We start from the raw sequence: 19,721 nt of genomic DNA on the forward strand, positions 1-19,721 counted from the left end.
TATGTCTAAGTACGACTCCCATTTAAAATGTTCGTTTTGTGGCAAGTCTCAGGAGCAGGTGCGTAAACTAATCGCCGGACCGGGAGTCTACATCTGCGATGAATGCGTTGATTTGTGTAATGAAATCTTAGACGAGGAATTACTCGACACCAATGGGGCGACATCATCCCAAAGTGCGCCTCGATCAGAACCACCGCAAAAACGCCGCGCCCGCTCCTCCAATCTCTCGTTGAATCAAATACCAAAGCCAAGAGAGATTAAGAAATATTTAGACGAACACGTAATTGGTCAAGACGAAGCCAAAAAAGTGCTTTCGGTCGCAGTATACAATCACTATAAACGTCTGGCACTTGTGCAGTCTAAGGGTAGTGGCAAAGCGCAAGATGATTCTGTAGAACTGCAAAAGTCAAACATTCTACTCATCGGTCCCACCGGTTGTGGTAAAACACTGCTAGCCCAAACTCTGGCGAAAATATTGGATGTACCGTTCGCTGTTGCTGACGCTACTACATTAACTGAAGCCGGATATGTGGGAGAAGATGTAGAAAATATCTTGCTGCGACTGTTACAAGTGGCAGAGTTGGATGTAGAAGAAGCGCAGCGAGGAATTATCTATATTGATGAAATAGATAAAATTGCTCGCAAGAGCGAGAACCCCTCGATTACGCGGGATGTTTCTGGCGAAGGTGTACAGCAAGCTTTGCTGAAAATGTTGGAGGGGACTATCGCCAACGTACCACCCCAAGGAGGACGTAAGCACCCCTATCAAGATTGCATCCAAATAGATACGAGCAATATCCTATTTATTTGCGGCGGAGCTTTTGTAGGTTTAGAAAAAGTAGTAGAGCAGAGAATTGGTAAAAAGTCAATAGGTTTTGTCCAACCAGGAGAGGGACAGTCAAAAGATCGGCGCATAGCAGATACTTTGCGCAATCACGAACCGGATGACTTAGTGAAATTCGGCATGATTCCAGAATTTATTGGGCGGATACCAATGGTAGCAGTGGTAGAGCCTCTGGATGAAGAAGCACTAATGGCAATTTTAACCCAACCACGCAGCGCTCTGGTCAAGCAGTACCAAAAGTTGCTGAAGATGGACAATGTTCAGCTAGACTTTAAACCAGAAGCCTTGCGAGCGATCGCCCAAGAAGCCTATCGTCGGAAAACTGGTGCGAGAGCATTGCGGGGTATTGTCGAAGAACTAATGCTGGATGTGATGTACGAACTACCCTCTCGTAAAGATCTAACAAGGTGCACAGTAACGCGAGAAATGGTAGAAAAGCGCTCAACAGCCGAACTCCTAGTACATCCTTCTTCACTACCCAAGCCAGAATCAGCGTAAAGTAGAGACGCTCCGGCGGAGCGTCTGTACAAAAGTATTCCCCACCTCCCATCTACCGCGATGTCTTACATCAATGTTCGTGGCGTTGAGCATTATTATGAGTGGATAAAAAAACCATCAGATGGTGTTAAACCTGTGATGGTTTTTATTCACGGTTGGGCAGGTTCCGGGCGATACTGGAAAAGTACCGCCGATGCTTTATCAGATCGATTTGATTGTTTACTCTACGATTTACGGGGATTTGGGCGCTCCCGTGGAAAGCCCAGCATCGCCAAAGCAAGTGAAGCGGTGGTAGAGTCGCAGTCAGTGCAAGAAGAAACTGAGGCAATTCAAGAGTTAACCTATGAGTTAGAAGAATACGCTGACGATTTAGCAGCAATGCTCGATCAATTAGAAGTCAAGCGTGTGTTTCTCAATGCCCATTCAATGGGCGCATCGATTGCCACTTTATTTCTCAACCGCTACCCGCAACGAGTAGAAAAAGCGATTTTGACTTGTAGCGGTGTTTTTGAGTACGACGAAAAAGCGTTTACAGCCTTTCATAAATTCGGTGGCTACGTTGTTAAATTTCGCCCTAAGTGGTTAGAGAAAATACCGTTAGTGGATCGGATGTTTATGGCGCGATTTCTGCATCGCCCCATACCAGCACCAGAGCGTCAGGCTTTCTTGCAGGATTTTCTTTTAGCAGATTACGATGCAGCTTTGGCTACAATTTTTACTTCTGTGAGTAAGACAGCAACAGAGGTAATGCCCCAAGAGTTTGCTCAGCTAACTGTGCCTACGCTATTGGTAGCTGGGGAATACGATCGCATTATTCCTGCCTCAATGGGGCGTAGTGCGGCAACTTTAAGCGACGCGATTAAGTTTGTCATGATTCCCAATACGGCTCATTTCCCCATGTTGGAAGACGCACCAACTTATTTGCAGCAGGTACAAGAATTTTTATATTAGTTTCGTAGTAAGCGCTAAAGCGCTTTAGCGCTTACTACGTACTTAAAAAATAAATACGTATATAGGGAGAGCACAATGACGGGATTGCGAGAACTTCAGTCCTTTGGGAACCATCTGATTGTCGGTATAACTGGTACTACGTTAAATGATGATGATAAACGTATACTTAGTGAATTAAACCCCATCGGAATTGTTTTCTACCTGAATAACTTTCGTTATGACGCTCCCTATGAAGTTTGGCTGCAAAGCTTTAAAGAGTTAATAGATAATGTAAAAAAATATACTGAACGCGAATCAATGTTCATGACTATAGACCATGAAGGAGGTCGCGTTTTCCGCACACCGCCGCCATTTACGCGATTTCCTCATGCGTTGCTCTACGGTAATAGGTCGCGTGAGGTAGCAAGAGCTACGGGGGTGGAACTGAAATCACTCGGTATTAATGTATCCTGGGCACCTGTAGCTGATATTTTTTCCAATCCCAAAAACCCCATCATTGGTTATCGTGCCTTTGGATACACTCCGTCAACTACTGCTAGGGGTGCGCGTGAATACTACTTGGGACTCAAGGACTCAGGAATTATAGGATGTGCCAAGCATTTCCCCGGACATGGAGACACCAGCACTGACTCTCACTTAGAATTACCAGTGCTGAATTTGACTGTGGAAGAACTGCGCGATCGCGAACTCATACCCTTCAAAGCATTAATTGAGGAGCAGGTTCCCATGATTATGACTGCTCACATCCTTTTCCCCAAGATCGATCCTGAAGTACCATGCACCCTATCGACACCCATTTTACAAGGTATACTTCGCCAAGAGCTTGGTTTTGAAGGAGTAGTTGTATCTGATGACCTAGACATGAAGGCAGTCTCAAATATGTATACTCAGGCTGGCACTTTAGCGCGAACCTTTAATGCTGGCTGCGATCTATTTATTGTATCTCGCAATCTACCTTCCTCATCCCTAGAACAAACTTATAAAATTGCTCACGACTTTTCAGAATCGCTTGGCAAAGGTAGTCTTTCCGAGTCAGTAGTCGAAGCAGCCAGGGCGCGAATTGAAAAACTACTCGCCATAACTCCTCAGTATTCACCGTATCTTCTCGATCAAGATACCTTTACTAAACATGCTGAATTGGCGATCGCCTCTTCATTTTAAATCCTGTAGAGACGTTCCGCCGGAACGTCTCTACAATCATCCCAATCCCAATTCTCGTTTCAGCAAATTAATCGAATTTGTACCGATATAATTTTCACAGCGAACTAGTTTAGGTGGACGAATAATGTCTTCTTGAGCGGCTTGTACTGCGGCTTGTACTGCAGAATAACTGGCTTGATCGCTGATAATTAAATTTGCTCTCTTGACTATTGCTTGTAGTTTGTAACTATCTTTTGGTTGAGAAGTCATCACTAGTAGTTGATCCCCGCGAAAACCATGAAGGATAACTTCTGCTGCCCTCACAATTCCAGAACTAAGGCTGACTATGCCAACACAACTATCTTTTGGCATATTTTTTAAGAGGTTAAATTCTTTGGCGTAGTCATAAATATCTAGAGGAATTACACGTACAGCTTTGGGTGCGGCAATTACCTCTACTTCTCCAATAAAATATCGACTTGTGACAACCGTGGCAGAGGAAGTTTGATCGATGATGGCAGCTAGTTCATGCATGACTACTAACTGTACGGGGATTTTGAGTTCTTGTTCTAATTCATACACCATCAATTCTCCAGCACCAATATCTTGAGCGGGAACGGCAACCAACACTCGCGCACTACAACGCAAGCGCCAGTCAATTTCCGCTAAAAATAGCTCTCGTGCTTGACTGAGTGAGCAGCCTTGGGAAAGTAACTCGTCAAGCGCTTGTTGGACAACTTTGTATGCTTCAGGATATTGTTTGAGAATCGGTGATTGTAGTCTACTACCTCCCTCATGACCTTGGGCGCGGACATAAATTCCTGAGCCAGCTAAACTTTCTACAAATCCTTCTTCTTCTAGTTGTCGGTAAACCTTACTAATGGTATTGCGATGCAAACCAGTTTGCATTGCTAAGGCTCTGGTGCTAGGCAATTTGTATCCAGGTGGGTATTGCCGCGACGCGATCGCAAACCTAATTTGGTTAAACAACTGAGCTGAAGAGGGAATTTCACTATCTGGTTGAATTCGGAATTGGAGCATCACCAAACCTCTTACTTGTGAGTGGGCGGTATGTTACCAGTTGCATGTGCAACAATCAAATAATTTATTTATACATTGAATTTCTCAGTAAGGAAATTTGCTGTGTAATTGCTACTTATAGTTAATAATTTGATTGGAGATAACCTTGAGCTACTGGCACTGTTATATCTAATAATTACATAGCGAAGCGAAAAATCTATTATGGCAGAGCAAGGAATAGATACCACAACAGTTAATATAAATCAACCCAGTGTACAAATTTCTGCTTATTTAGCAAAACCCAAAACTTCTGGTTCGTTTCCAGGAGTTGTGGTGTTACAGGAAATTTTTGGAGTCAACACCCACATTCGCGAAGTAACAGAACGCATTGCCGCATTAGGTTATGTGGCGATCGCACCTGAACTCTTCCAACGAATAGCCCCTGGTTTTGAAACTGGCTATACTCCCCAAGACATAGAAATTGGGAGAAACTATGCGATGCAAACCAAGGCATCAGAGTTATTGGGCGATATTCAAGCAGCCATTGATTACCTAAAAAGCTTACCAAATGTTAAGCAGGATGGCTTTGGCTGCATTGGTTTTTGTTTTGGGGGACATGTAGCTTATCTTGCCGCAACTCTACCAGATATCAAAGCCGCTGCTTCCTTCTACGGTGCAGGCATTACCACCCGCACTTTTGGCGGTGGAGATCCCACTGTTACCCGTACTCCAGAAATTAAAGGTACTCTTTATGCCTTCTTTGGTATGGAAGATGCCAGTATTCCCTCATCCCAGGTTACAGAGATTGAAGCAGAGTTAGAAAAATACAAAATTCCGCATCGCGTGTTTCGCTACGATGGAGCTGAACACGGATTTTTCTGCGATCATCGTGGCAGCTATAATCCTAAAGCTGCAGCCGATGCTTGGGAGCAAGTAAAACAACTGTTTGGGCAACTAAGCAACTAAGTAGTAAAGAAACATCCGTAAGAACTGCTAATTGAAGACTGGTTAATGGCTAAAAACAATTAACAATTAACAATTAGCAGTTAGCAATTAACTATTTATCTTCAAAAGTCATGAATTCCGAAGCGAAAATTTCTCAAAAAGCCGATTCGCCTTTTACAATGGACGATTTTGCCAAGGCACTAGAAAAACACGACTATCAGTTTCAAAAGGGACAGGTAGTACACGGCAAAGTGTACCAACTAGATCCAGATGGAGCCTATGTTGATATTGGTGGCAAGTCGTCAGCTTTTATTCCCCGTGATGAGGCTTCTTTGAGAGCAATCACAGATTTATCGGAGGTGCTACCGTTAAATGAGGATTTAGAGTTTTTAATTATTCGCGATCAAGATGCAGAAGGGCAAGTAACTCTTTCTCGGCGACAACTAGAAATTAACCACATTTGGGAAAGACTAGCGCAAATGCAGGAAAATAGTCAGACAGTGCAAGTGCGAGTAGCCAATGTGAATAAAGGTGGTGTTACTGTCGAGATTCAGGGTTTACGGGGATTTATTCCGCGATCGCACTTAGTTGAACGAGATAATTTAGAATCACTCAAAGGTCAAACTCTCACTACTGGCTTTTTAGAAGTTAATCGTAGCAACAACAAACTGATACTTTCTCAGCGCATAGCGGTTCGTTCTGCCAACTTCAGTCTGTTTGAAGTCGGGCAGCTAGTTTCTGGGAAAGTTACTGGGATGAAACCCTTTGGTGTATTTGTGGATTTAGATGGTACTAGCGCTTTACTCCACATCAAACAGGTGAGTCAGAAATTTATTGACAATCTGGAAAAGGTTTTTCAAATCGGTCAGCCGTTGCGTGCAGTAATCTTAGATGTAGATCAAGGTAAAGGTCGAGTTGCCCTTTCCACCAGAATTTTAGAAAATTTCCCCGGCGAAATGTTAGAAAATATGGACGAGGTGATGGCATCAGCCGAAGCCCGCGCAGAGCGAGCTAGGAACAAACTCTCTGAATAGCGAATTTGCTAACAGCTAATTGTTAATTGTGAGTTTTCTATTAGCTGTTAGCGATGAAATCTTTAAGAAAGACTGTTCTTGTTGGGGCAATGTCTCAGTTTTTTCTGGTAACCATCCGGCAGCATAAAAGATTGTAAATATAATACTAATTAGCAATAGAACACAGAGAAATTTATCAGTATTTGCAGCTTTGCTTGAGTGTTGATGTAGTACAACAACTTGTGTTTTTGATGAATTAGCTATTGTATCTATATCTATGAGTACATCTGTTACTGATTGATATCTCAAATTACAATTATCCTGCACCATTTTGGACAAAATTCTTGCCAGTTTTGGACTAACCTCTGCTTGATCTTGCCATATAACCTCTCCATCCTGATTTGTTGGTAAGACTGTCGGTTCCAAACCTGTCAATGCTTCAATTGCAGTCATTCCTAGCGCATAAATATCACTGTTAAATCTAGGATATCCATGCATCTGCTCTTGAGGAGCATAACCCAAAGTATAAATCTGAGTACCAGGTTTTTGGATTTGAGTTTGAGTAATAACTTCTTTGACTGCACCAAAGTCAATTAAAACTAACTTACCATCTTTACGCCGAATTATATTATCAGGATTAATATCACGATGGATAATATTTTTACTGTGAATAAATTCCAGAATAGTGAGTAAATCTTTTAAAAAATGGACTACTTCAATTTCCTCTAACTTAGTTACTGCTTTAATTTCATCACTAAAAGAATGTCCGTCAATAAATTCTTGTACTAAGTAAAACTCTTGATTTTCTTCAATGTGAGCGAAGAACTTAGGAATTTGTGGATGCCCGTTTAACTTTTGTAAAGTTTCTACTTCACGCTTGAATAATTCCCTAACCTTGATCACTTGATCGGGATTGTGACTAGAGAAAGTTAAATGCTTGACAGCATACTGGCTTCCCAACTGATATAAATCCTCCGCTAGATAAGTCCTCCCAAAGCCCCCCTCCCCCAATAATTTAATAATCTGATAACGTCCACCAATAATTTGCGCTACGCCTGTATTCATGTCACACCACCGTCAAACCGTAGAGACGCCCCGCTGAGGCGTCTACATTTATCCGGAAAAATAAAAACAGTAAATCTCGAATTATTGTAGTATAAAAATTATATATTTTACGCCTAACAAGCAAATCTTGCAGGTATAAAAATATGAATCACCTTTCCATTAAAGCTTTGTCTCCTTCCTATTGGGTAGTCATAATTAGCTTTGTAGTATTCGCTCTTTATCTGATAAATCCAGCAATTATACCTTGGCTAGTTGTAATTTTTTTTGTAATTTTGACATTAAAACTAACTCTAGATGGAGTGAAATTACACAACCAATTGCCTCAAGAACTACAAAGTTATTATCAGCAATTAAGTAGTAATATTTATACTCGCTGCCAAGGGATTAAACAAGAAAATAGAGAAAAAATTAATCGACTAGCATTAATAGAGAAAACTTACAACGAACATCCAAAATTACAAGTATGGGAGAAAAAAAAGCGCTATTACCAATTACTCCCAAACTTACTCCTAGCTATGGGCTTACTAGGAACATTCGTAGGCATCACCATCAATTTAATTTTACTCAGTAGAAACACCGCCGGAGAAATTCAACTACAGAAAGCCTTAGCTGATATTATTAGCTCAATGGCAATTGCTTTTGTTAGCAGTTTGGTAGCGCTAGTTTGTAGTGTTTTTCTCACCAAATTTCATCCTGCATATGATTTAGACATAGAAAAAGATAATCTTATTAGTAGGCTAGAAGATTACATTGATAATGACTATTTACTCTCTCAAACCCCGCTTTCTGTACAGGAAAAAATCAATGAACTAAGAACTAGCATAGATATTTATGCTAGCAAATTAGATATTTTTGTCAGTAAATTTCCTCAATACGTCAAAGACTTTGAACATGCCGTTACCGATGCATCTCGCAAGCTAGTCAAAAGTGCAGATGAATTTGGCGATGTCACTAAAGAATCGTCAAAATTAATGCAAACAGGAGCTAATACCTTAAGCAATACAACTAACAACTTAGCAGGAATAACTAGAAATTTTTCAAATCTTACTTCCACTCTGAGTACATCAGCACAATCACTTGACAGCACAACAGAAGCTTTACAAAACTATACACAAGAGTTACAAAGTCTTACCAATACTTTAGTTAATAACTCATCCCGCATTCAAAACTTAATTCAGAACAATCAACAAGACCTCAATAGTATCTCGATCAGGCTTGAGCAAAATACTCATACTCTCTCATCAGCCACTCAATCTTTCAATCTCAATGCATCTCAGGTAAAAGAAGCATTAAATCAGCATACAGGACAAGTAGGTAACCATAACTATAACATACAAAATGTAGCGATAACACTTGATCAATACACTCAAATCATCAAAAATATTCAAACAAATCTCACTAATTTAGTGAATCTATTAAATCAATCCCAAAATCCTTAGATTTATTTAAATGTAGAGACTATGCCCAGAAGAACTAAGAATGCTTCTCCTCCTGAAACCTTCAGTATTTGGACATCATATACAGACTTAATGTCCAATGCTTTCATGGTTCTCTCATTACTGTTACTACTAACAATAGCTAAAGCTGCTTCCAACAACCAAAATCAAAAGCCCAGGTTTCCAGATGAAAAGGCGCAAAAAATCATCGTGCTTCCTGCCGCTCAATATAACTTTGATTCAGGTAGCGCAGTATTGCCAAATAATTTAAAAGACGCTATTAGTCAAAATGGTGCAGATGGTCCAATTTTAAAAGCAATTGTTAAGAATATAGAAGAAATAGAAAATAGTGATAAAAGAGTTGATTTAATCGAAGTTATCGGTCACACCGATGGTCAAGAAGTTGGTTCACTCAGGTGTAATACCCAAAAGGGTAGTAATTTAGACGACAAACTAGAAGAAGTAGCTACTCGCAATCAAGATGTTGGTATTCTTTGTCCAGGCTCTAATGCAGATTTGGGTTTAATGCGAGCTTTAGCGGTAGTAAAGGAATTACAGAAAATTCAAAGTCAAAAAAAACAGGGACGTTTTAAACAGCTAGGTTTTAGAGCTTATTCTGCAGCACAACTACATTTACCAAATAATGGTGGATTTGCTCAAGTAGATCGAACGAACAATGCCAAACGCCGACGCATTGAAATTCGTTTTGCACAGTTTGGGCAGGAAACTACTCCTGAGTAATGATTTAATGGTAGGACTTTGCAAGTACAAAAAATTTGCACACCTATTGAAATGTTGTACCAAAAAAGATACATTGTCATGTAGGATCGAATTTAGCTAATTTCGTGTGACAAAGCTAGAGTAACTCAAATACAAAAACTGTAGTTTTGACAATACGTCTTAAGTTAGATTTGATATAAAGTTTGAGGTTCGTACTAATTTAGCTCAAGGTATAGCCCGTGTGTTGTTCTGCATTCATGAAGGTGAGATGATTTTGCTTCATGGATTTATCAAAAAACAGAGGAAAACTCCTAAAAAAGATTTGGATTTAGCTTTAGAGCGTAAGCGGAAAATAGAATTGGAGGCGAGGGGATGAGTAACAACCCATATATAGGTTCATCTCTTGATGATCTTCTGGAAAAAGAAGGTACACTTGAAGAGATTAACTTGATTGCCATCAAGCGAGTTATTGCTTGGCAGATTAAACAGGCAATGGAAGAAAAGAATTTAACTAAAACAGAGATGGCGAAACAGATGAAGACTAGCAGAGCATCTCTTGATCGACTTCTAGATCCAAATAACACATCTGTAACCCTAGACACTATTGATCGTGCTGCCAGAGTGATTGGCAAGCGAGTGCGTTTTGAATTGGTGGATGCAATTTAATTTATTCCTTAATATAAATGAGGATGACTACGTGGAAGGCGCAGCAGAGTTAGTAGCGTCCGTTGCGGCTTTTCCCTTGTCTTCACTCCGAAATTCCTACTAGATCGAATGCTCTTTTAATCGCCTGAAGCTTTTGATCTCTAATAGGATCTCGACGGAATAGGGTTTTTGCCACCTGCATAATAGCACGGCGGCTATCACTGAAACCAGAGTGTTCGCCTAATCGAATCAAAGCTTGATAGAAAAGGACAGCGACAATTTCAGCAGTGAAGAGGTAGTTACCTTGCTCATCTTGAGAGGTAAGTAAATTGTAAGCTGCTTTATTGTGAATTCCAGAGTTGTGGTGAACGTAACCCCAATCATTATCCCACCGAGGACGCTCACCAGGGGATAATTGGCGGTAATTATCCATGTGTTTCGGTTGAGCGCAACGAGTAGGAGTACTCAGATCCCGTATTGCGTCACCGTTTTCACCAAAACCATGTCCTATTTTCCAATTCCACCTACTAATGTCAGGTTCGTGAAAATTAGCAACTAAGATACCAAAAATGTCAGCGTAGGACTCGTCAAGTGCTCCTGACTGTGCTACATATTCAAGCTTAGCAGTCCAACTGGTCAAGGCGTGGCAAAACTCATGGGCAACTATATCTTGTGCGATCGCATAACACCGGAATTCACCGTTTACTAGACACTGCCCAAAAAATGCTTGTTGGTAATCCTTTGACCACCAACAATCATAACATTCGCTGTGATTGCCATTGTCTTCAATACAGTGAATACTTGATACGTAACGCTCTATGGTTCCCTCTGTGGGGTTTTGTTCAAGTACAACTTTGAATAATTTTGCTGTATCAGAAGCATTAGCATGAGCGCTAACACTTTGCGGCAGCCAATTGGGAGGATTAACAATGTCTCTCCCAGGAAAAACATTGTCTATACGAACATTAAAGTAATATGTACGTACATTAAGTGCTGTATCAGCTAAATATCTTATTAGATGTGGGTTTTCCTCCTCTTCATAAAAAAAGGAGCGATTGTAAGCTGTTTCTTGGCGCTGCACTAACTTGCTTGTCTTCCCCCTAAACCATTATCGAGTAGTCTTCACACGGGGTAATTCGCGAACTAAATCTCCCGTATGAGCATCGATTACATAGTCTACCATTTTTGGTATGGATTCAAACTTCGGGATAGCATTGGTTTGATTGAGTTTGTTCTCAACCAAGTATACTAATCGCCAGCGATCGTCTATGGAGTCAAAGTAGTAGTAGAGATGTGGTTGTAAATCAGCGAAATGCAAGTTATGCTTTGTCTGCTGTTGAATTACGTCTTTGAGGTTGTCTGGGATTAACTTAGGGGATGCATCAACGCCTCCGGGATCGCCTATAGCTGAGTTAATGGCAAGCAAATCGTAATTTTCATCAACTTCCACTGTTACCGAAGCGCCATAAACTGGTATATTCTTATATTTTTGCCTAAATTTGATTGTGTGTGTTTTGGCTCGTCGCCAAGTTTCAATACCAACGCTTTCAAGCTGAGATTCGTGAGCGGGTGGTTTACGTGCAACAAAACTTCGTGGAGGTTCAACTTCCAATACCTCCATTAATTTTTCTCCCACTTCCTTGAACCTCTGTCCGAGATCTTTTTGATCTGACTTGGCTCTCTCCAACGCAGCAGCTAATTCATCAATACCATTACGCTTAGATAACGGAGTTTCGTCTTCGGCATGGAAAGTAAAAGTTCTCATACCATTCCTACTCATGGAACTAGGGTTTTGCTAGCTTGATATAAGGCTGAATTTACGCGCAACTTATTTTGTCTTATGCTAAGATAAAAAGTTTTTACATACTCATCTTTTATATACCGACTATCTACCTATTCTGCAAGGTGTACACAAAAGATATTTTATCTGTTCATAATGTACAATTTATAAAAACAACGTGTAAGGCTAAACAGGACTCTCAAGGTTATAGATTTACTAAAAGTGCCTAATTTGCAAAGCATTCAAGCAGTTACCACTCTCACATGCATCTACTAATAACCTTAAATAAGCAGATATTTCCGTTAAATTTTGTACAAAATGTCCAAAAACTAGCTTTAAATCATAGACAATATGTACATTTAGTTGGTACGCCTAGAATGGAGCAGCTATATGTCAAAAAATCAGCAAGGCGATACTAGTAGCTTGTCAAGAGAGGAAAATATTGGGCGACGTAGCCAAGAGGATCAACAGAGGGATAAGTCTGTCTATCAATATTTATTGACATGTCTGACTGACTTAGGGATAAATGAAGAAAACAAAAAACCCAATGAAAGCAGCATAGCAAATCAATGGGGGCAAAAAAATAACCGAATTTTTATTAGGCGTGTTCTGCGTTCTGTTCTGACAGAATACTATGATGAACAAGAAAGATACAAGGTTGTACCTGGATTGACGCTGGGCAAATTAGTAGAAATATTAGCTGGAATTCAAGATTACTGGGCTAAAAAAAGATTAAATACAAAAGAAGAACAAGTACCTCGGATTTTAACGAGAACCGAAAAGTTGAGGGCATTTCGCTATTTATCGCAACTAACTCCTGAAGAGAAGGAAAAGCTAGATTTTCCTAGATATTCGGGAGAAACCTTGCTGCAGGAATTACTGGAAACTGTCACTGATACCGTTAAAGGCTTAAAATCTGAAGATATAGTCCCTTTTTATAAAGGTGCTATAAATATTTATCACTCTTTAAAACAATTTGAATTAAAGAATCAGCAATACTCAAAGCTAGCATCACTCTCAGATATAATTAAACACCAAGTTGAACATCTAATTGAAGAGTGTTATCGAGGACTAAACAGTGCATTAAAAAGAGAAAAAACTGATGATTTAGTCAATAAAATTCATAGAGAATTCAGTAGAATGGAGTTTCAATCTGGTTTAAGACAAGTTAAATCTCTTTTACCAGAACATCTTATAAAAGACGAAATAAAACCAGATGCAAACTTGTTTTATCCCTCTTTTATTGAACATTTAACTCGCTCTTTAGTTGAGAACGAAATACTAACGGACGAGTTTCCAGTCCATCTTAAACATATAGAAATTGAAAAAACAAGTCCTTTACCTTTGTATGTAAATAAAAAAGCTCAAAGCATTGGTTTGCTAAATCCGCTGATTTTAGAACAACATGAAGATCAAGAAGATATCAATGGACTTCAAAAACAGTTTGCTTACAAAATTAAAGTGCATTTTTATGTAAAAATACCGGAAAATTACCAGTTACTCCTTCAAGGAAAAGATTATCAAATTAGCTACTTTAATTCTCGTGAAAATAAATTAGAATTTTTTGAAGAAGTTAGCGGTATTGGTAGCCCTGTATATCATATTATTGCAGCTATTAATAGAGTTTTATTCTGGGATATTCCCGAACTAAATGATTATTTACCAGTTGCTCGTAATATTTTAAACGATCATCATTTTTTTGGTAGTCCTAGCTTAGTGTATTCTTACAATTTGGTTAATTTATGTAAGAAAAGTGACATTGAGCAAGCAATTAGAGATAATAAAAACTATGACCAAGTTGTTAATAGTTATGAACCAGCTTATGGTGAGTACTGTGGTTTTGATTTAGTGGAGGTGCTTGCTAAAGCAGCACTTCATGCAAGATTAAGGGCAATTAAACAGACTGGAATAGATTCCGTAAAGTACCTGACTCAACTTTGTAATCGCGTAGAAGAGATCAATGCACTCAGAAAAGCTGAAAGCTATTTGAGCTTTTATCCGTTTTCTTTAAAAGCAATGGAAGGATATCTGAATCAGACGATTTTTAAAGATAGATATCGTGTTACTAATAACGAGTTTAATTTTACAGAAATTAACTCCGGACAGCCTTGGAGCGCAGTAGCTTATGATGCTCATATTACCATCACTGAAGCTTACCTTAAAGAAGGTCTTTACCGCATAGCCAAAAAATATCTTGATATTCTTAAACATCATGTAGAAAATGCTAAAAAAAATAACAATAACTTTTTGAGCGACATAATACTTGCTCAATATGAGTTGTGCCTATTTCGATATCACTACCTTACAGATTTGGAGGATTCAGAAAGTCGTCAATTACACTCGGATCGTTCTAGTGCTATTCGGGCAGCTATAGATAGCTTAAATTCTGCTGAAGAGTATTTAAAAAAATTATTAAAAAAATATTACACTATTAGCAATTCTGCTCAAAGTAATTTTCATCCTTTCTTCTATCTTTTATCCAGAGTGTATGCACACCGAGCAAAACTTTACATATTTACATCTTCTTATACCGATCGCCCTAGCGGTAGATTCTCTGGTTTAATAGAGCCAATTCGTTTATTAGAGAAAGCACGAATATATGCAGCTAGAGATGGAAATCCAGCGCATTACGCTTATTGGTCTGCTTACCAAAGTTGGTGCTATCTCATGGTAGCCTATTTAGGAGATTATGAACCATTACATCAAGAATTATCTAGAGAAGAATGCCTAGATTGGGCAAGGCGATTGGTAGAACATGCATTAATTTGTTATTATCACACTGGAAAATTGTGCTACCAACAAATTAAAGATAATGGTGGAAAGATTACTAAGAATAGTAGAAATGGAAAATATTATGAAAGTTATGGCGATATACAAATTCAAGTCATTCCACTAATTCAAGAATTAAAGGAAGATAGTAATGAGTGTGAGCAGATTTATGCTAGTGATAAAAATGTAATAAATTTAGATTTTTCTATATTGAAGCAGATTCATAATGAGGAAAATAAATCAATTTACTTGTTTGGTACTCATTCAAGTATTTTACTTTTTACTATGGGAATGCTTGAACTGTGTACAGAGGAAAATCAAAAAGATGAACTGCAATTAAGGATTAAGAAAGCGCTCAGAATGTTTACTTATTGTTCTGCAATTGCTCTTGATGGAACTGAAATAAAAGAAAATTATGATGAAGGTAAATTATATTTAGAAAGAATATTGAAGCAGGGAGATTATTTAGTCAGAGGTTTATATCCTCACCGTTTGACGCAGTTTGCTGATTTAGGAAAAATTTGGGCAGCTACCTGTAAATTAATTCTACTTATATATAATTCAAGTTACACTTGGCAAGACATTAATAATTTACTGAAGAGTTTGCTTCAGAGCTTAGACAAATCAATTATAGATACTGATTGCGGACAAGAGCGTTATAATGGACATTTAGAAAGTCATTATGAGAAAGTTGTTAAGTATTTTGAACAAGTTCAAGAAAAAAAAATAAATTTTCCTAATCTAGAAGAAATTCGCAACAAGGTTGTCAGAGATATTTTTAAAATTATGCGTGGTGAGAGTGATGTTAGACCGTAGTAAAAGCTACCATATGAATTTAAATCTGGTTTCTAAAATTCACTGATCTACATGGCAAACCTATCTCCTAATTCTAGTTTTAGTTTGACACTTCGCGTAGAAATTCCTAACCGCGTTGGGATGTTGGCGGAAGTAACCAAAGCCATCGCCACTAGTGGCGGTAATTTTGGTCAAATAGATTTAATCAACCAAACAAGGGCTGTTTCCACTCGCGATATCACTGTTGATGCAGCCAGTAGCGATCATGCTGAGACGATTGTGCAAGCTGTAAAAGCCTTGCCAGATATTAAAGTAATCAACGTCTACGATCGCACCTTTAACTTGCATCGCGGTGGTAAAATCAGCATTGCCAGCCGAATTCCCCTCAAAAGTGTATCAGATTTAGCAATGGCTTACACGCCAGGAGTAGGTAGAATCTGTAATGCGATCGCGCAAAATCCCGAAGAAGTTTATAACTTAACCATCAAAAAAAATACTGTCGCAATTGTAACAGATGGAAGCGCTGTCTTAGGATTAGGAAACTTAGGTCCAGCCGCAGCCCTACCAGTAATGGAAGGCAAAGCCATGCTGTTCAAAGAATTTGCTGGCATTGACGCCTTTCCCATTTGTCTTGATACCCAAGATACTGATAAAATAGTCGAAGCTGTCAAAAACATTGCTCCAGTATTCGGGGGTGTGAATTTAGAGGATATTGCCGCTCCCCGCTGTTTTGAAATAGAAGCGAAACTGCGGCAAGAATTAGATATTCCCGTATTTCACGATGACCAACATGGTACAGCTATAGTGACTTTAGCAGCCTTATTCAACTCCCTCAAATTAGTAAATAAGTCAATGGGGGATATCCGTATTATCATTAACGGTGCAGGGGCTGCCGGAATTGCGATCGCGCGGTTACTGCAAAAAGCCGGAGCAGATAAAATATGGTTGTGCGACTCAAAAGGAATCGTTTCCACCAGTCGCACCGACTTAACTGAAGAAAAGCGCGAATTTGCCGTGAAAGCGCAAGGTACTTTAGCAGGTGCAGTACAAGGGGCAGATGTATTTATTGGCGTCAGCGCACCAGGAGTACTAACACCAGAAATGGTGCATTCAATGGCAAAAGATCCAATTGTGTTTGCGATGGCAAATCCAATTCCAGAAATTCAACCCGAAATCATCAGTAACGATGTTGCTGTCATCGCCACCGGTAGAAGTGACTACCCCAATCAAATTAATAATGTTCTCGCTTTCCCTGGGGTGTTTCGTGGTGCGCTAGATTGTCGCGCCCAAACTATTACTACCACAATGTATTTAGAAGCCGCAAGTGCGATCGCGTCTTTAGTCAACCCTTCAGATATTGACAAAGAACACATCATTCCTTCTGTATTTGATGAGCGTGTCGTTACTGCTGTGGCAAGTGCGGTACAACGTGCTGCGCGTGAAGAAGGGATTGCTCGGAGTTAATTAAACCTAGTGTAAAAGTCAAATTTATAACAAATAAACCACAGATTAACACAGATGCACACAGATAAATTATCTGTGTTAATCTGTGTGTATCTGTGGTTCTAATTTACTCCGCGTTCAAGAATTCTAGATATCCGTTGCTGAGTTCTTTCACGGCTAAGTCTAAAAATTGCTTACCGTGTTCTGGTGTCGCTAAAGCAGGGTTTGAACCCATCCTACCATCTGAGTAGTAGGCGCGAAAGTCAGTTGCACTGTAAATTCTATGTCCAGAGCGCACTTCGCTGGCAAGAGGTGCTTGTTTAATTGCTTCTGGGTAAACGTACTGTGTTACAGCTACTTCGCTTGGTGTAGCATGAGAACCTTCTTGATTGCCGTATAATTCTTTGGCTAATTGGTACACTGAACTGCACATGAACCAGTTAGCTACTTGACATTGTACCTGTTGTGCGTTATTCAGACGTAAGTCTTCTAGGTAGGCGTAAGTTTCTGAGAAAGCTGCTTTGAGGGTGGCGATGTTACCGCCGTGTCCGTTGATGAAGTAGAATTTGGTGAAACCTGCTTTGGCTAAACAGGTGATGTAGTCTCGCACCATTTGAATCATGGTGCTAGGACGTAGGCTGATTGTACCGGGAAAGGCGGTGTGATGTAGTGCCATGCCAACGTTGATGGTTGGTGCTACTATTGCTTGGGTTGCTTCACCTACACCACGAGCGATCGCTTCTGCTGTAATTGCATCTGTACCAATTAATCCTGTTGGTCCATGTTGTTCCGTGGAACCTATGGGGATAATTATACCTTGAGACTGCTGTAGATAAGCTTCAACTTCGTGCCAAGTACTTAGATGTAGTATCATTTTTACTAACGTCCTCTTTGAAAATGGGGTGAAAGAACTCCTTTTTCCAATTTTGCCACTTGCTCTTAGAGGCTCGTTGTCAACTTCTGACAGCAAATAAAGATTTATGCTGACTCTGAAAAAAGTTAATTAACTGAAAATTACCTATGTACATCAAACTCGGCAAAAAAATTCAACTTGCTCTAGTAATTATTGTTTTCTTATGCATTCTAAGTACGGGGGAAGTTGTCTCTTCTCAACAAAGCAAGCTGGTAAGCTTGTTTCTTCCGGCAAAAGTGGTGGTGAACTCTAGCTTTATCAGCCCATTAGCACAATTATTTGGTGATGTATCAGTAGGTAGAAAAATATTTGTTGCTAGCAATACAATCATACGGGCTGATCCCAATACTCGCATTTGTATTAGTAGTGAAACTAACCTTCAAGACAACATAGTATTATTGGCAATGCGTAATCAAACAGCTCCTAAAGCAAACTGCGGAAAACTTTCTAGTAGTCTAGGACAGAGAACGAGCATTGCCCACCAAGCAAAAATTAAAAACTCACGTATTGGTAACTTTACCTTTGTCGGTTTCCGTGCGGATCTCAACAATGTTGTGTTGGAAGACGGAGCTTTTGTGTTACACGGTGCAACTCTATCCAATGTACGCATCGGCAAAGATCGTATAGTTCCGATTGGGGCAGTTATTACCACCCAAGCACAAGCAGATACTCTACCCTTAAAGACTAAAGAAAATTCTGCATTCCAAAAAGAGGTGTTGGAAGTTAATGAGGAGTTTGCTGAACATTATAGCGAACTTTACGAACAGAAGGGATTTGATGCTGTGGTTAGTAGCAGCGCTGCGCCAAAAACTTCCTGGAACCCTAAACCAGTCAGCCCTACTCTTGGTAAAAATGTGCGTCTTGAAGAATTTGCTCGTATAGTTGGCGATGTTCGTCTCGGCAGCAACAGTACTGTTGGGCAGCGTACTTCTATTCGTGCTGATGAAGGTGCGCCAATTATTATTGGCGAAAATGCTGAAATTGAAGATCGCGTTACTTTTCATGCTCTCAAGGGTACGAGCATTCGCATTGGCAATAAATTGGACACTGATGATAACATTGTGTTTCACGGTCCTTTGGAGGTAGGAGATAACCTGACGATTGGAGATGATGCAGTGTTATTCCGTTCTAAGGTAGGCAACAATGTGACTATTGGTACAAAAGCTATAGTGGTTGGCGTTACCTTGCGTGACGGTGTGCAAGTACCAGAAAAAGCTTTAATTACAACTCAAGAACAAGCAGATGCGTTGTGATATATTGACTATTTAGTAGTTACAACTGCTAAGTGCGCTTTACTAAAATATAGGTTTTACTATGTTGCCGTTTAAACCCTTAGCAGTAAGATTGAATATCTTCACCACACACATCAGCTAAGTAACATAAAGCGCGAAACCGTAAAAACACTAATTGATCGTAAAGTGGATTGAGCTTGCACATAGGGGGAATGTGAGCTATTTTGCGTCCAAACAATACTATATCTCTTTCAAATGGGCATTGAGCCGGGATCAGTTTAGCAATAAATTTTGCTAATTTACGATTTTGAATCTCCAAAGAATCTAGCCATTGACGCAAGGGTTGCAATAAATCAACTTGAGCCTGATTTCGGTTTTGATTTATTGATTGACTGCTAGCTAAATTGGGGTTAACAAAAGCAGAGAAAATAATCCGACGATTAGTCTTAAGCATAGTAGTAACTAGTTGAGCCTCAAATTATCAAGTAGTAGTTGCTGTTACTAAGCGATTA

The 19,721-nt window shown here is 39.6% G+C and carries 18 protein-coding genes; 12 read left to right on the forward strand and 6 right to left on the reverse strand.

Annotated features, from left to right (window positions below; genetic code table 11):
• Window position 1: 1 nt before the first annotated feature.
• The 3 genes from clpX (at window position 2) to ICL16_RS21605 (ending at window position 3,454) form a co-directional block, all read left to right on the forward strand.
• Window positions 2–1,342, forward strand: a complete 1,341-nt coding sequence (gene clpX / locus ICL16_RS21595) for an ATP-dependent protease ATP-binding subunit ClpX (protein ID WP_190831868.1) — start codon at window positions 2–4, stop codon at window positions 1,340–1,342.
• Between the two features lie 60 nt (window positions 1,343–1,402).
• Window positions 1,403–2,293 carry an alpha/beta fold hydrolase gene (locus ICL16_RS21600; RefSeq protein ID WP_190831870.1) on the forward strand — a complete coding sequence of 297 codons (891 nt, stop codon included), beginning with the start codon at window positions 1,403–1,405 and terminating at the stop codon, window positions 2,291–2,293.
• Window positions 2,294–2,368: 75 nt separating this feature from the next.
• Window positions 2,369–3,454, forward strand: coding sequence for a glycoside hydrolase family 3 N-terminal domain-containing protein (locus tag ICL16_RS21605; protein WP_190831872.1), 1,086 nt, complete (start codon window positions 2,369–2,371; stop codon window positions 3,452–3,454).
• Window positions 3,455–3,490: 36 nt separating this feature from the next.
• On the opposite strand, the gene ICL16_RS21610 is transcribed toward ICL16_RS21605, so the two are convergent.
• Window positions 3,491–4,474 carry a GntR family transcriptional regulator gene (locus tag ICL16_RS21610; protein WP_190831874.1) on the reverse strand — a complete coding sequence of 328 codons (984 nt, stop codon included), beginning with the start codon at window positions 4,472–4,474 and terminating at the stop codon, window positions 3,491–3,493.
• Between the two features lie 201 nt (window positions 4,475–4,675).
• On the opposite strand from ICL16_RS21610, the gene ICL16_RS21615 reads away from it, so the two are divergent.
• Together ICL16_RS21615 and ICL16_RS21620 are read left to right on the forward strand one after the other, a co-directional pair.
• The gene (locus ICL16_RS21615; protein WP_190831876.1) at window positions 4,676–5,419 is read left to right on the forward strand and encodes a dienelactone hydrolase family protein; all 744 of its coding nucleotides are present in this window, start codon (window positions 4,676–4,678) and stop codon (window positions 5,417–5,419) included.
• Between the two features lie 110 nt (window positions 5,420–5,529).
• Window positions 5,530–6,432 carry a S1 RNA-binding domain-containing protein gene (locus ICL16_RS21620; RefSeq protein WP_190831878.1) on the forward strand — a complete coding sequence of 301 codons (903 nt, stop codon included), beginning with the start codon at window positions 5,530–5,532 and terminating at the stop codon, window positions 6,430–6,432.
• Between the two features lie 15 nt (window positions 6,433–6,447).
• Here ICL16_RS21620 and ICL16_RS21625 read toward each other — a convergent pair whose 3' ends face one another.
• Window positions 6,448–7,476: a serine/threonine-protein kinase gene (locus ICL16_RS21625; protein WP_190831880.1), complete on the reverse strand. Its 1,029-nt coding sequence runs from the start codon at window positions 7,474–7,476 to the stop codon at window positions 6,448–6,450.
• Between the two features lie 143 nt (window positions 7,477–7,619).
• Here ICL16_RS21625 and ICL16_RS21630 point away from each other — a divergent pair, with 143 nt between their 5' ends.
• The 4 genes from ICL16_RS21630 (at window position 7,620) to ICL16_RS21645 (ending at window position 10,298) form a co-directional block, all read left to right on the forward strand.
• Complete coding sequence (locus ICL16_RS21630) at window positions 7,620–8,915, forward strand: hypothetical protein (protein WP_190831882.1); 1,296 nt, start codon at window positions 7,620–7,622, stop codon at window positions 8,913–8,915.
• Between the two features lie 21 nt (window positions 8,916–8,936).
• Window positions 8,937–9,653, forward strand: a complete 717-nt coding sequence (locus ICL16_RS21635; protein ID WP_190831885.1) for an OmpA family protein — start codon at window positions 8,937–8,939, stop codon at window positions 9,651–9,653.
• Window positions 9,654–9,828: 175 nt separating this feature from the next.
• Complete coding sequence (locus ICL16_RS21640; protein ID WP_190832652.1) at window positions 9,829–10,008, forward strand: type II toxin-antitoxin system RelE/ParE family toxin; 180 nt, start codon at window positions 9,829–9,831, stop codon at window positions 10,006–10,008.
• A complete protein-coding gene (locus tag ICL16_RS21645; RefSeq protein WP_190831887.1) occupies window positions 10,005–10,298 on the forward strand; it encodes a helix-turn-helix domain-containing protein in 294 nt (97 codons plus the stop codon). Before ICL16_RS21640 ends, ICL16_RS21645 begins: the two co-directional genes overlap by 4 nt.
• A gap of 82 nt (window positions 10,299–10,380) precedes the next feature.
• Here ICL16_RS21645 and ICL16_RS47335 read toward each other — a convergent pair whose 3' ends face one another.
• Window positions 10,381–11,358, reverse strand: coding sequence for a M4 family metallopeptidase (locus ICL16_RS47335; RefSeq protein ID WP_190831889.1), 978 nt, complete (start codon window positions 11,356–11,358; stop codon window positions 10,381–10,383).
• Window positions 11,359–11,385: 27 nt separating this feature from the next.
• Window positions 11,386–12,042 (reverse strand): hypothetical protein, encoded by a 657-nt coding sequence (locus ICL16_RS21655; protein WP_190831891.1) that lies wholly within the window; start codon window positions 12,040–12,042, stop codon window positions 11,386–11,388.
• 405 nt (window positions 12,043–12,447) lie between these two features.
• Between ICL16_RS21655 and ICL16_RS21660 the strand changes: the two genes are divergently transcribed.
• Window positions 12,448–15,642, forward strand: a complete 3,195-nt coding sequence (locus tag ICL16_RS21660; protein ID WP_190831893.1) for a HypX (modular protein) — start codon at window positions 12,448–12,450, stop codon at window positions 15,640–15,642.
• A gap of 51 nt (window positions 15,643–15,693) precedes the next feature.
• Window positions 15,694–17,085, forward strand: a complete 1,392-nt coding sequence (locus ICL16_RS21665; protein WP_190831895.1) for a malic enzyme-like NAD(P)-binding protein — start codon at window positions 15,694–15,696, stop codon at window positions 17,083–17,085.
• A gap of 106 nt (window positions 17,086–17,191) precedes the next feature.
• On the opposite strand, the gene ICL16_RS21670 is transcribed toward ICL16_RS21665, so the two are convergent.
• On the reverse strand, window positions 17,192–17,938 hold the full coding sequence (locus ICL16_RS21670; protein WP_190831897.1) for a creatininase family protein: 747 nt from the start codon (window positions 17,936–17,938) through the stop codon (window positions 17,192–17,194).
• Window positions 17,939–18,084: 146 nt separating this feature from the next.
• Between ICL16_RS21670 and ICL16_RS21675 the strand changes: the two genes are divergently transcribed.
• Window positions 18,085–19,230: an LbetaH domain-containing protein gene (locus tag ICL16_RS21675; RefSeq protein WP_190831899.1), complete on the forward strand. Its 1,146-nt coding sequence runs from the start codon at window positions 18,085–18,087 to the stop codon at window positions 19,228–19,230.
• A 79-nt stretch (window positions 19,231–19,309) separates the two neighbouring features.
• Here ICL16_RS21675 and ICL16_RS21680 read toward each other — a convergent pair whose 3' ends face one another.
• Window positions 19,310–19,663, reverse strand: coding sequence for a Mo-dependent nitrogenase C-terminal domain-containing protein (locus tag ICL16_RS21680; protein ID WP_190831901.1), 354 nt, complete (start codon window positions 19,661–19,663; stop codon window positions 19,310–19,312).
• Window positions 19,664–19,721: the final 58 nt, after the last annotated feature.

Origin of the sequence: Iningainema tapete BLCC-T55 (assembly GCF_014698965.1) — a bacterium.
Taxonomy (GTDB): Bacteria; Cyanobacteriota; Cyanobacteriia; order Cyanobacteriales; family Nostocaceae; genus Iningainema; species Iningainema tapete.

Coding starts and splice junctions, on each gene's coding strand:
- clpX (WP_190831868.1), top strand. CDS start 2: ATGTCTAAGTACGACTCCCATTTAAAATGTTCGTTTTGTGGCAAGTCT.
- ICL16_RS21600 (WP_190831870.1), top strand. CDS start 1,403: ATGTCTTACATCAATGTTCGTGGCGTTGAGCATTATTATGAGTGGATA.
- ICL16_RS21605 (WP_190831872.1), top strand. CDS start 2,369: ATGACGGGATTGCGAGAACTTCAGTCCTTTGGGAACCATCTGATTGTC.
- ICL16_RS21610 (WP_190831874.1), bottom strand. CDS start 4,474: ATGCTCCAATTCCGAATTCAACCAGATAGTGAAATTCCCTCTTCAGCT.
- ICL16_RS21615 (WP_190831876.1), top strand. CDS start 4,676: ATGGCAGAGCAAGGAATAGATACCACAACAGTTAATATAAATCAACCC.
- ICL16_RS21620 (WP_190831878.1), top strand. CDS start 5,530: ATGAATTCCGAAGCGAAAATTTCTCAAAAAGCCGATTCGCCTTTTACA.
- ICL16_RS21625 (WP_190831880.1), bottom strand. CDS start 7,476: ATGAATACAGGCGTAGCGCAAATTATTGGTGGACGTTATCAGATTATT.
- ICL16_RS21630 (WP_190831882.1), top strand. CDS start 7,620: ATGAATCACCTTTCCATTAAAGCTTTGTCTCCTTCCTATTGGGTAGTC.
- ICL16_RS21635 (WP_190831885.1), top strand. CDS start 8,937: ATGCCCAGAAGAACTAAGAATGCTTCTCCTCCTGAAACCTTCAGTATT.
- ICL16_RS21645 (WP_190831887.1), top strand. CDS start 10,005: ATGAGTAACAACCCATATATAGGTTCATCTCTTGATGATCTTCTGGAA.
- ICL16_RS21655 (WP_190831891.1), bottom strand. CDS start 12,042: ATGAGAACTTTTACTTTCCATGCCGAAGACGAAACTCCGTTATCTAAG.
- ICL16_RS21660 (WP_190831893.1), top strand. CDS start 12,448: ATGTCAAAAAATCAGCAAGGCGATACTAGTAGCTTGTCAAGAGAGGAA.
- ICL16_RS21665 (WP_190831895.1), top strand. CDS start 15,694: ATGGCAAACCTATCTCCTAATTCTAGTTTTAGTTTGACACTTCGCGTA.
- ICL16_RS21670 (WP_190831897.1), bottom strand. CDS start 17,938: ATGATACTACATCTAAGTACTTGGCACGAAGTTGAAGCTTATCTACAG.
- ICL16_RS21675 (WP_190831899.1), top strand. CDS start 18,085: ATGTACATCAAACTCGGCAAAAAAATTCAACTTGCTCTAGTAATTATT.
- ICL16_RS21680 (WP_190831901.1), bottom strand. CDS start 19,663: ATGCTTAAGACTAATCGTCGGATTATTTTCTCTGCTTTTGTTAACCCC.